The organism is Rossellomorea oryzaecorticis (assembly GCF_045897515.1).
GTDB classification, from domain to species: Bacteria; Bacillota; Bacilli; order Bacillales; family Bacillaceae_B; genus Rossellomorea; species Rossellomorea enclensis.
This window is the reverse complement of sequence record NZ_JBJOSA010000006.1, coordinates 96,655-108,356: the sequence shown is the minus strand read 5'-3', so window position 1 is coordinate 108,356 and position 11,702 is coordinate 96,655. Positions and strand designations below refer to the sequence as shown.

The window sequence follows — 11,702 nt, the reverse complement described above, 5'->3', positions numbered from 1 at the left end:
AACCCTACATAGAGAAGCGATTTTGACTTATCAACTTACTTGATTTCCTTATCACCGCTATTGATTTCCGTGAAACGCTGCAAACGGTTTTATATAAGGATAAGTTTATTCAATTTCATTCTAAAAAAATGGGTTGTAACTTAATTTATTCGGTCTTGAGCCTCTCTTTTCTTAATAGGAACAGAAGATTAGAATTCGACAAGAAGTTAATAATCTTTACTGTGAATTGGCACGCTGATATTGGTGATTTTTTTCTTTTATCTATCTGCCTCTGAGTAAAAATCTCAGGTCTTTTACTTCAACCTACACCTAAAACCAAAAGAGAAACAACGCTATTCTTCTAGACTAAGTTTTCGTCCTTAACCGCTGGAATCGGCGCCTTACTGAATGTAAATTGGATCAAATAAAAACGAACTAACTTGAAGTCTTAAATTCAAGTTAGTTCGTTTTTATTGAAGCTCAAACACTTTTGTCCGGACACTTCCAAGTTATGAATATACCGTTGCTTCGGGTTCGGTGCCGATCATTTCAACGATTTGGTTGTTTTCGTTCATGATCGCCACTTTAGGGACATGGCTTTTCACCTGTTCTTCTGCTATCAGTTTATAGGAAATGATGATGACGACATCCCCTTTTTGGACAAGCCTGGCCGCTGCTCCGTTCAGGCATATGACGCCGCTTCCCCTTTCCCCCGGTATGATATAAGTCTCAAGTCTTGCACCATTGTTGTTGTTGACGATCTGGACTTTTTCATTTGCCATCATATCCACTTTATCAAGGATATCTTGATCGATTGTGATGCTGCCTACATAATCCAGGTTTGCTTCTGTCACACGTGCTCTGTGAATTTTACCATTCATCATTGTTCTAAACATGCTGATTTCCCCTCTTCATTCAATAAAATGATGATGTTATCAATTAACCTTGCTTTCTCGAATTGTACTGCAACTGCTATGATCACTTCGCCTGTCAAATCGTCTACAGGGGAGAGCTGTGGAAAAGAATAAGCTTCCACATATTCGACTTTTCCTGAGGTCTCATTTTGAAGGATGTCCCTCACCTTTAAAACGACAGCGTCCACACTCATTTTCCCGGACTCGATCATCTGCGCCGCTTCTTTAAGACTCTTATAAAGGACCGGTGCTTCCTTTCGTTCACTTTCAGACAGATAGACATTACGTGAGCTCTTTGCAAGACCGTCCTCTTCCCTCACTGTAGGGACCCTCACGATTTCCACAGGGAAGAAGTAATCTTCAACCATACCTTCCACTACAGCAATCTGCTGTGCATCCTTCAGGCCGAAATAGGCTCTTGACGGCTGTACTAAATGAAACAGCTTCGCCAAAATGGTGACGACTCCGTCAAAGTGACCCTCCCGTTTCTTTCCGCAAAGCACATCAATGCGCTTATGCACTGTCATGGTGACGGATAATTCATCAGGATACATTTCTTTAGCGTCCGGAATGAATAAGATGTCTACGCCTGCATTTTCTGCGAGTTCCCGGTCACGGTCAATATCCCTCGGATACCGATCGAAATCTTCGTCCGGACCGAACTGCAATGGATTCACAAAAATGCTCAAGACCACAACCTCATTTTGTTTTCTTGCCTCATCTGCGAGGGTGAGGTGGCCTTCGTGGAGGAATCCCATCGTTGGTACAAAACCGATGGAGCCGACTGAATCTTTATGCTTTTGAATTTCTTGGCGCAGTATATTCATGCTTGTAATGATCTTCACTTTTTACTACCCCCGTAAAGCATTTGCAATTCCTCTTCCTTCATTGTGAAAGAATGCTGTTCTTCAGGGAAGGATCCTTCCTTTACATCTTCTATATAGTTAACGATGCTGGCATTGATCGTTTCAGCGACGTTGCTGTATTGTTTGACGAACTTCGGAACCCTGCCGACACCATACGTGATGAGATCATGAAAGACCAGGACCTGGCCGTCCGTGCCGCTGCCTGCACCGATCCCGATGACAGGGATGCCGACTGCATCTGTTACCTCTTTTGCCAGCTGTCTGGGTACGCATTCAAGGACAATGGAGAATGCCCCGGCTTCTTCGCACTTTTTCGCATCTTCAAGCAGCATCTGAGCTGTATGGGCAGTCTTGCCCTGTACTTTGTATCCTCCCAGGACACCTACAGATTGAGGAGTCAATCCTAAGTGTGCCATCACAGGAATTCCGGCCTCCGTCATCGCTTTGATCCGATCGATCACGACCCCGGCACCTTCTACCTTGACGGCATTCGCACCGCTATCTTGGAGGATTCGCGCCGCAGTACGCAATGTTTCCTCCCTGGAAAGGTGATAAGTCATAAAAGGCATATCCGTGACGATGAACGTGCTGGGCGCCCCTCTTCTCACAGCTTTCGTATGATGGATCATATCCTCCACGGTGACAGGAATTGTTGAATCATAACCTAAAACCACCATCCCGAGGGAGTCACCGACCAAAAGCAAATCAATGCCTGCTTCTTCAGCCAGCTTCGCACTTGGATAATCATAAGCCGTCAGCATCGTGAGTTTCTCGTTTTCCCGTTTCATTTTTGAAAAATCAGTTGTCTGTTTCATTTTCTTCCTCCTTCTTTGCAGTCAGAGGTGACGAAACAAATATGAAAGCACTTTCATAAACACTAAGGCCTGTTTCAGCCTAATAAAAAAACCTTCTGAAAATGACAGAAGGATCCCAAGTGTCTATATTTGTTGTTTCGACCCTCTGTCCCAGTCCAATTTGGATCAAGGCAGATATTATTCAGTATTATGTTTCTTGCTTTTGTAAGGGTGCAGTTCTTTCGATACTGCCCATTCAAAATTATAACATAAAAAAACGGGATGGTATGAAGATATTTCTTCACTCATCCCGTATGATGACCTTTAAATATTCACTTCGATATCCGCTGAATAGATTCTATGAATAGTCCCTTCGCCATCTTCTATTTTCAGTACGCCTTCTTCAGTGATTCCTAAAGCAGTTCCCTCAATTGTACCATTGATCGTGCGCGCCCTGATTCTCTTTCCAATCGAGACGGCGTAGCTTTCCCACAGAAGTTTGATCGGTATGAAACCTTCCTTCATATAGAGTGAATACAATGATTCCATTTTTTCGAGTACGGTCTGCACCAGTTTAGCCCTGGACAGCCGCGCCCCTTTTTCAATTGCGAGCGATGTGGCAATCTGGCGGATTTCATCAGGAAAATGATCAATCGAATGATTCACATTCATCCCGATCCCGATGATGATGGAGTTTATTTTATCTGACTCTGCCTGCAGCTCAGTCAGTATCCCGGTAACTTTCTTCCCATCTATCAGGATATCATTCGGCCACTTGATTTGAGGATGCATGCCCGTTACTTCTTCAATCGCCTGCACTACTGCCACAGCGGTAATCAATGTGAATTGCGGCGCTTTTTGCGGCGGGAGATGAGGTTTCATGATCAGACTCATCCAGATGCCGTTTCCGGATGAAGAATGCCATTCACGCATGAGCCTCCCCCTTCCGGCAGTTTGTTCATCAGCGATGACAAGCGTACCTTCCACCGCCCCGCTGCCTGCTAAATCGTGTGCAATCTTTTGGGTACTGGGCACCGATTCCTCGTAATGGATGGCTTGTCCCAAAGTCTTGGTGTTAAGGCCCAGGCGGATCTTGTTTTCAGTGACACTGTCCGGGGTATCAATGATCCGATAACCTTTTTTCCTGACAGCCTCCAATTTAAATCCTTCTTTTCTCAACTCTTCGATGTGTTTCCATATTGCGGTTCGGGAACATCCTGCAATTTCAGCCAGAGCCTGTCCTGATAGAAATTCACCATTGGATTCTGAAAATGCCTGAATCAGTTTTTTTCTGATGGATTGCATGTTTCCAGCCACCTCCTTATCGTGTCATGATCATTTGGTATTTCTTCATTCAGTATTGCCTTTTCGATACCCTCGAGAGTTTCCTTGACCCAGGGACCACCGGCTTTTTCGGACCAATTCATAAGATCATTTCCTGTGACTTTCAGTTCCTTGCGATCCTTTATAGGAAGTGCTTTATATTTTTCCTGTAATGATTCAGTGGATGAATTCAAAGAATGGATGCAGTTGTATACTTTTTCAACATTGACCGCTCTCTCCAAACCTGAACGGAAGAGCAGCTCCCTCGTCCAGCCTTCTTTTATTCTTCTGGATAAAATATCCTTCTCCTTATTGCGTTCCTTGACCACCTTGGAAGGAAGCCTCCACATTTTCAAGAAGACAGAAGGATCAATATCCATACCAGCTGTTAAAAGCAGCCACATTTGATCGGTACTCAATCTTTTCACCAATGGAAGACCGGCTATTTTACGGATGGCTTCAGATTCTTCAGAAAGACCCGGCAGTTGTTTATATAGAGCAGACTCGATAAGAATCTCCAGCGCTTTATCCCTGTAATCCCCGCTGAGGGTCTTTTCAAATTCTATCGTTTTCCGCTCGATGGCGATATGGGACAGCAGATTCGAGTATGCCGTCAATGCCTTCCGGGTGCCGGTTTCAAGCTCAAAACCGAGTTGGCTCACAAAACGCACACCCCTCAGCATCCGTAAGGCATCTTCGGAGAACCTTTCTGCAGGCTCTCCCACTGTCCTGATTAATTTCTGTTTGATATCGTCCCGGCCATCAAATGGGTCATAAATGACACCATCCGCATCCATAGCCATGCTGTTCATGGTAAAATCCCTCCGCATGAGATCAGCTTCAAGCGACCGGATGAATTTGACTCGATCAGGGCGCCTGAAATCGCCATACCCTGATTCAGTCCTGAATGTGGTGATTTCGTATTCATTTTCCTTCTCGATGACCAAAATTGTCCCGTGCTCGATACCGATATCTGCTGTTCGCGGGAAGATTGATTTTATTTCATCGGGAAATGCCGATGTTGCAATGTCCACATCATTGATCGGCCTGCCAAGAAGGTAATCCCTTACGGACCCTCCTACGAAAAAGGCCTGATAGCCCGCCTGTTCAATTTTCTTTAAAAGGGGGATTGCATCCTGAAATATCTTCGGCAGCATGTTAACACCTTCTTCTCTCTAAAAACGTGATTGAAATATCTATACTAATTCCCTGTATATCTGCTCATATTGCCCCAGGATTTTCTTGGAATGGAATTTTGTCCTTGCTGTCTCAAGCGCATTATCAGAAAGAGTACGATGCAGTTCTCCATTACTCAGCAGGCCGATCGCTTTCGATGAAATTTCTTCTACATCACCCACTTTGCAGATATAACCGTTGAAACCTTCTTCAATCACTTCCGGGATGCCCCCGGTTTCCGTACCGATCGCAGGAACACCGCACGCCATGGCTTCAAGGGCGACGAGACCGAAACTCTCTTTCTCGGAAAGCAGCAGCTTCAGGTGGCTTATCGAGTAAAGTTCTTCGAGATTATCCTGTTTCCCCAGGAACAACACCCGGTCATTCAGACCTAATTCTTTCACTTGCCTGCATACGACGGTCATTTCCGGGCCGTCGCCTACCAGGAGCAGTTTTGCCGGAATTTCTTTCTGGATAAGGTTGAATGAGGCTACAACATCTCCTACCCTTTTGACTCCCCTGAAGTTAGAGACGTGGATGATGACCTTCTCACCTTGGGCTATACCGTATTCTTTACGCAATTCACTTGAATCAACTGGCCTGTACACCCGTTCATCGATGAAATTATAAACCGTTTTAATCTCCTTATCAGGATGGATCAAATCATGTGTCTGGTCGACGAGTGCGTTCGAGACAGCCGTAACGACATCCGATTTCTCAATACCGAACCGAATGGCCCCTGTCAGTGACGGATCATAGCCGAGTACGGTTATGTCCGTCCCGTGGAGTGTCGTGACAATTTTCACGTCCCTGTCAGCCATCTGTTTCCCCAATATGGCACACACTGCATGAGGAATCGCATAATGTACATGCAGGATATCAAGATTTTCACGCTTAATGATTTCAGCCATCTTATTGGCAAGCGCTATATCATATGGAGGGTATTGAAAGACTGAATACTGATTGACCTCAACCTGGTGAAAATATATATTATGGTACATTTTGTTGATTCTGAAAGGGATGCTGGAAGTGATGAAATGAATTTCATGGCCTTTTTCCGCGAGCAGCTTTCCAAGTTCCGTAGCCACTACTCCAGATCCCCCAACCGTAGGGTAACATGTGATTCCAATTCTTAATTTCATACTTAATCTCCTATCAAGTCTTGATGCAGCAGAAGGGTATTATAGGAGAAGAATCCTTCAGCATAACGGACTCCGGCGTCTTTTCCCATCATTCTCTCCCTTGCTTCCACCGCTTCTATGTAATCATCTGTCAGGGGGGTGGCAACACCGTCTTTCCCCTTTGTGAATTGACTCTCATAAGCTCGGAGGCTTTGCAGCTTCGCTTCTATATGTTTCTCGATATCAATGACAAAATGAGGTTTATGAAAACCATTGATCATATAAAAGTAAAGCTTGGCAGGTTTATGAACCGGAGAAGATGGATTGTATTTTCGTATACCCGAAGAAAAATAAGCCTCCCTTACAAGCCTGGAAGCATTTCCATGATCGGGATGCCGGTCTTCCTCAAAAGGAGCAAATACCGCTTTCGGTTTATATTTCCTTATGACCTCAACGACTTTTGATATATGTATATCGGTAAGCAGGATGCCCCTGTCCGGTATATCCAGTGTCACTCTCTCCATTACACCAAGATGGCCGGCCGCAGCCAGTGCTTCCTTTTTCCTTATTGAAACTGAACCGTTTGAAGAAAGCTCCGCTTCAGTCAAATCACATATGACGATTCTTTTACCGGCTTCTGCATATTTAGCCAGTGTTCCGCCCATCCCTATTTCCACGTCATCGGCATGGGCGCCAAAGGCAAGGATATCTACTCGTTCGTCTGCCACTCTAATCCTCCCTTTCCTTTTTGACGCCTCTCCATTCAATATCCCCTCTTTCAAGCCCTTTAACCAATACTTCAGCTGTTCCCATATTCGTCGCCAATGGAACAGAATATACGTCGCATAGTCTTATAAGAGCTGAAACATCAGGTTCATGAGGCTGCGCTGTCAATGGATCCCGGAAAAACAGGATGAGATCCATTTTGTCATTCGCTATATAAGCTCCTATCTCCTGATCTCCACCCAGAGGACCTGAGCGGAAACGATGGACGGATAATCCGGTTTCTTCTGATATTCTCTTTCCTGTCGTACCTGTAGCAAACAATGAGTGTTTCTCTATAATCGGCTTGTATGCTAAAACGAAGCGGATCAAGTCATCCTTTTTTTTATCATGAGCAATCAAAGCGATATTCATTTGCTTCACCCTTTACTCCAGAATATTTTCCAACCCATACACGAGTGTATCCAGCTTCATGACAGTTTCGACAGATACCTTCACCCCCGACATGAAGCTTGCTCTGTTATATGAATCATGCCGTATGGTGAGGGTCTGCCCCTCCGCTCCAAACATGACCTGCTGATGGGCAATCAAGCCGGGAAGTCTGACACTATGGATATGCATTCCGTCAATATCCGCTCCCCTAGCACCTTTTAGGGTTTCCTTTTCGTCGGGATGGCCCTGCACTTTCGCTTCACGTACTTCTTTGATCATCTCCGCAGTCTTCACGGCTGTACCTGACGGCGCGTCAAGTTTTTGATCATGATGAAGTTCGATGATTTCAATATCCTCAAAGTACTTAGCTGCCATCTGGGAAAACTTCATCATCAAGACGGCCCCGATGGCAAAATTCGGAGCGATGATGCATCCGAGTTCCTTTGATTCCGCTAACTGCCTCAACTCGATTAATTCTTCCTGGGTGAAGCCTGTGGTTCCGACAACCGGTCTGACCCCATATTCAAGTGCGGTCTTCGTATGATGATAGCCGACTTCAGGTGTCGTTAAGTCAATTAAGACATGGGGGATCGATGACTCAAAACATTCCTTTATGTCTTTAAAGACAGGAACGTCAACATTTGCTTCCCCTTTATGATCTATAACGCTCATCAATGCAAATTGAGGTGTATCTTGAACCAATTCAACTGCCTCTTTTCCCATTCTGCCCCTTGGACCGGCAATAACCACATTAATTTGTTCCATTTTCGCCACCGCCTTCCTTTCTTGTCCAGCGATCTTTATCGCGGGTGTTAAACTTATTCATGACCCGATCATGAGCTTCCTCCAAGGAGATATCCAAAGAATTAGCCAGACAGATGAGGACAAATAATACATCACCGAGCTCTTCTTCAACCGTTTTTTCTTTTTCTGTATGTTTCTTGGGCTTTTCACCATAATAATGGTTAATTTCGCGCGCAAGTTCGCCCATCTCTTCTGTTAATCTGGCCATCATAGCCAGGGGGCTGAAATAACCTTCTTTGAACTGACTTATGTATTGATCAACTTCTTTTTGAAGCTGTATCATTGATTTTTCATTTGCCATATTAAAAGACACACTCCTTCATCATCTTTTATCATGTTAGCTAAATCTTATCACATTTACAAATTATTCGTTTAAAGGATTGCCACAATAATCCCCATCCTATATAATGTCTCTGTTATGAGACACTTCCCATCGAAGGAGGGACAACAAGGATGCTTGGTTTACGCTTTAAAAATGTATTTTTCATACTTTTAGGTGCAGCGATCTTCGCGTTCGGACTGGTTCATTTCAATATGCAGAATGAACTTGCTGAAGGAGGATTCACCGGGATTACTTTGATTCTTTATTTCTTATTTCATATCGATCCTTCTTATTCTAACCTTGCACTTAATATTCCCCTGTTCTTTTTAGGCTGGAAGCTGCTTGGAAGAAAGGCCTTTTATTATACGGTTATAGGAACGGTAAGCTTATCTGTATTCTTATGGATTTTTCAGCGGTATCAGATGGAAATTCATCTTGAGGATGACTTATTTCTTGTCGCTCTGTTTGCCGGTGTCTTCATTGGCATAGGCTTGGGGATCATTTTCAGATATGGCGGCACAACGGGCGGGGTTGATATAATCGCCAGAGTGGTTCATAAATATGTTGGATGGAGCATGGGGAAAACGATGTTCATTTTTGATGCAGTGGTCATCATTGCTTCCCTCATCACGTATTTGGATTACAGGCAGGCAATGTATACACTTGTTGCAGTATTTGTCGCTGCGAAGGTGATTGATTTTATGCAGGAAGGTGCATACTCAGCACGCGGGGCGATGATCATCTCCGACCACCATGAAGCAATCGCTGCTGTGATCAATGAAAAGATGGACCGCGGCGTCACTGTATTAAGGGGACACGGCTCATTCACAAAACAAGACAGAGAGGTCCTTTATTGTGTCGTGGGGAAAAATGAAATCGTCCGGTTGAAGAATATCATTACGTCCGTGGATCCTCATGCTTTTGTATCCGTTACGGTTGTTCATGACGTACTCGGTGAAGGATTTACGCTGGATGCTGACAAAAATCCTCTCCATGATTGATAAGAAGCATCAAAAAAGCCAGGCATCCAGCCTGGCTTTCTTTATGTGAGTGATTAATCCTCACCTTGCATCCCAGTGAAAATCAATACGAGCCTTAACAATTCAATTACCGCTACAGCAGCTGCCGCTACATATGTCATTGCCGCTGCATTCAATACTTTCTTGGCATGACGTTCCTCTTCATTGCGGATCAGTCCCAAAGAAACAATTTGATTCATCGCACGGGAAGATGCATTGAATTCAACTGGCAGGGTGATTAATTGAAAGACCACACCTGCTGCCATCAGGATGATACCCAGAAGGAACATCCCGGTCATTTGAGTGAACATACCGATCAGCAGGAAAATCCATGACATGTTAGATCCGATATTGGCAACCGGCACCAAAGCATGACGGAAACGAAGGAACGCATAACTTTCAGCGTCCTGGATGGCGTGGCCCACTTCGTGAGCTGCAACAGCTGCACCTGCAACTGAATGCCCATGGTAATTATCGGGTGATAGTGCGACCGTTTTAGTCACAGGATTATAGTGATCGCTGAGGAAGCCCCTGCCTTCCACTACTTTCACATCAAACAGACCATTTTCATCAAGTATCTTTCTCGCCATTTCCCTTCCTGTCATACCCGATGTCGTAGCAACTCTCGAGTATTTTTTAAATGTACTTTTCACACGCATTTGCGCCCAGATCGGAATGAGGGCAATGAGTAAGAAGTATACAAGAAAACCCATTACGAAAACCTCCAGATGTTCAGATAACTAGATTTTATATTGCGATATTAGCTATGTCAATTTTTTTGACGTTCTGATTCACGTGATTCCCTTTGACCTTTATATTTTCTCCAACCTACATAAGATAATGTAGAGACAATGATACTTCCTGTTGAAATAATCACCCACCACAGAGAAGGATCGGCTTCATCTTCTTTTTTGTTTTCAAACAGGTGTTCAAGGTCCGTCTGAAGGTTCGTCAATTCTGCAGTCGCTTCCGTGCTTTCAAGGATTTTCTGCCGGTATTGGTCGATGTACGTAATTCTCGCATCCAGTGCCTGTGCCTGCTCGACAGGTATGTCAAGCTTAATGCTTGGCTGGATGATATTATATTTGGCGAGGAACATATTCAGTTCTGAATGATATTGCTCGCTGTTACCATTTTCTGCAGCTGTCTTCACGCCTTTGAAGGCTTCCATGATCGGATCCTCCATTTCCACCCATAATGGCTGATAATGGCTGGATAACGCATCCATGACCAGTCTGAACTTCGTTACCGCGTTTACTTTTTGTTCGATCCCAGCATCTGCCTGGTTGATGGCCTCTAATGCAAGGTTATGTGAAATCGTCAAGATCCTTAATTCATCCATTGAAAACGATTGATGCATGCTCGCGGCAGCAAATTCTTCTGAGAAATAGTTCAGAAGATGCTTTGCTTCCTCATATTTCCCTGCCTTCGTCAATTGAAGTGCCTGGTCGGCAATATCATCAAGTTCATTCACCGGAGACGGAGCGTGATCTGCTAGAGATGGCTGTGGTATTGAGAAGAATAAAAATATGATAAATATTGCTTTCATGTATTTCATACTTGTCCCCCCTAAAACTACTAATAAAGTCTATGAACGGGTGGACAAGAGTAGACCAAAAAACGATTAAATATCAGAGAGTGATGCTGGAACGCGGCGTCTTTTGGGTAAAATACCAGGCAAGCAGGATTGAACATATACTCAACCAGAAAGTGAAGTATCCGATGTCTTGGATATAAAGGAACAATTTGGAGTAAACAGGGAATTGCATGTATACATAATCAATAATATCATTATGTAAAGTCCATAAAGCCCCGAGCGCTATATGCCATGCTTTCACGCGGTAAAATGATGAATACAGGATTCCCTGTACCGCCATGGCTCCATGTGAAGCCATCAGCATGTATCCTTCCCAGGGAAGCTCACCGCTTAGCCAAAGTGTAAGCAGATTCATCACAACCGCCCAGACTCCATACTTAAATAATGTGATTATGGCAAGAACTTCGAAGATCGGCCAGTTTTTCTTCATTAAAAATGCTGCAAGTACAAAGCAAAAAAAGAGGCTTGCCGTAGGGCTGTCAGGTACAAAGATCATAAACTGCCCGGGTGTGTTCTTTAACTGCGGGATGTACCATATGTACCCGTATATGGTACCAAGCAGATTGACGATGAAAAGCATCCATAAAAATGTTTTGTCCCGCAATATGGGATAAAGCCAGGAAATCATATTG

Annotated in this window: 14 protein-coding genes; 1 reads left to right on the top strand and 13 read right to left on the bottom strand. The window is 44.1% G+C overall.

The genetic code is table 11. From position 1 onward, the window contains the following. Positions 1–488: 488 nt before the first annotated feature. From panD to ACKA06_RS09380, 10 genes are all read right to left on the bottom strand, one after another. Complete coding sequence (gene panD, locus ACKA06_RS09425; protein ID WP_032087910.1) at positions 489–875, bottom strand: aspartate 1-decarboxylase; 387 nt, start codon at positions 873–875, stop codon at positions 489–491. Next, complete coding sequence (gene panC, locus ACKA06_RS09420; RefSeq protein ID WP_032087909.1) at positions 860–1,738, bottom strand: pantoate--beta-alanine ligase; 879 nt, start codon at positions 1,736–1,738, stop codon at positions 860–862. The genes panD and panC overlap by 16 nt, the downstream gene beginning before the upstream one ends. Continuing rightward, entirely contained in the window at positions 1,735–2,574 is an 840-nt protein-coding gene (panB, locus tag ACKA06_RS09415; RefSeq protein ID WP_197671246.1) for a 3-methyl-2-oxobutanoate hydroxymethyltransferase, read from the bottom strand. Before panB ends, panC begins: the two co-directional genes overlap by 4 nt. A 303-nt stretch (positions 2,575–2,877) precedes the next feature. Then, positions 2,878–3,858 (bottom strand): biotin--[acetyl-CoA-carboxylase] ligase, encoded by a 981-nt coding sequence (locus ACKA06_RS09410; protein ID WP_082641623.1) that lies wholly within the window; start codon positions 3,856–3,858, stop codon positions 2,878–2,880. Continuing rightward, positions 3,834–5,033, bottom strand: coding sequence for a CCA tRNA nucleotidyltransferase (locus ACKA06_RS09405; protein ID WP_411159481.1), 1,200 nt, complete (start codon positions 5,031–5,033; stop codon positions 3,834–3,836). Before ACKA06_RS09405 ends, ACKA06_RS09410 begins: the two co-directional genes overlap by 25 nt. A gap of 39 nt (positions 5,034–5,072) precedes the next feature. After that, the gene (gene bshA / locus ACKA06_RS09400) at positions 5,073–6,194 is read right to left on the bottom strand and encodes an N-acetyl-alpha-D-glucosaminyl L-malate synthase BshA (RefSeq protein WP_032087905.1); all 1,122 of its coding nucleotides are present in this window, start codon (positions 6,192–6,194) and stop codon (positions 5,073–5,075) included. Positions 6,195–6,196: 2 nt separating this feature from the next. Beyond that, entirely contained in the window at positions 6,197–6,901 is a 705-nt protein-coding gene (gene bshB1 / locus ACKA06_RS09395) for a bacillithiol biosynthesis deacetylase BshB1 (protein ID WP_032087904.1), read from the bottom strand. Between the two features lies 1 nt (position 6,902). Continuing rightward, positions 6,903–7,310 (bottom strand): methylglyoxal synthase, encoded by a 408-nt coding sequence (gene mgsA / locus ACKA06_RS09390; protein ID WP_032087903.1) that lies wholly within the window; start codon positions 7,308–7,310, stop codon positions 6,903–6,905. A 12-nt stretch (positions 7,311–7,322) separates the two neighbouring features. Beyond that, positions 7,323–8,093 (bottom strand): 4-hydroxy-tetrahydrodipicolinate reductase, encoded by a 771-nt coding sequence (gene dapB, locus ACKA06_RS09385; protein ID WP_032087902.1) that lies wholly within the window; start codon positions 8,091–8,093, stop codon positions 7,323–7,325. Next, positions 8,080–8,415: a nucleotide pyrophosphohydrolase gene (locus ACKA06_RS09380; protein WP_411159537.1), complete on the bottom strand. Its 336-nt coding sequence runs from the start codon at positions 8,413–8,415 to the stop codon at positions 8,080–8,082. Before ACKA06_RS09380 ends, dapB begins: the two co-directional genes overlap by 14 nt. Before the next feature lie 170 nt (positions 8,416–8,585). Here ACKA06_RS09380 and ACKA06_RS09375 point away from each other — a divergent pair, with 170 nt between their 5' ends. After that, positions 8,586–9,455, top strand: coding sequence for a YitT family protein (locus ACKA06_RS09375; protein WP_411159480.1), 870 nt, complete (start codon positions 8,586–8,588; stop codon positions 9,453–9,455). Between the two features lie 53 nt (positions 9,456–9,508). Here the strand turns inward: ACKA06_RS09375 and ACKA06_RS09370 are convergent, their stop codons facing one another. From ACKA06_RS09370 to lhaT, 3 genes are all read right to left on the bottom strand, one after another. Then, positions 9,509–10,186 carry a zinc metallopeptidase gene (locus ACKA06_RS09370; protein WP_032087899.1) on the bottom strand — a complete coding sequence of 226 codons (678 nt, stop codon included), beginning with the start codon at positions 10,184–10,186 and terminating at the stop codon, positions 9,509–9,511. A 56-nt stretch (positions 10,187–10,242) separates the two neighbouring features. Next, a complete protein-coding gene (gene ypjB, locus ACKA06_RS09365; protein WP_098151202.1) occupies positions 10,243–11,031 on the bottom strand; it encodes a sporulation protein YpjB in 789 nt (262 codons plus the stop codon). Between the two features lie 73 nt (positions 11,032–11,104). Beyond that, the gene (gene lhaT, locus ACKA06_RS09360; protein WP_456153944.1) at positions 11,105–11,695 is read right to left on the bottom strand and encodes a lipoprotein heptaprenylglyceryl N-acetyltransferase LhaT; all 591 of its coding nucleotides are present in this window, start codon (positions 11,693–11,695) and stop codon (positions 11,105–11,107) included. Between the last annotated feature and the right edge of the window lie 7 nt (positions 11,696–11,702).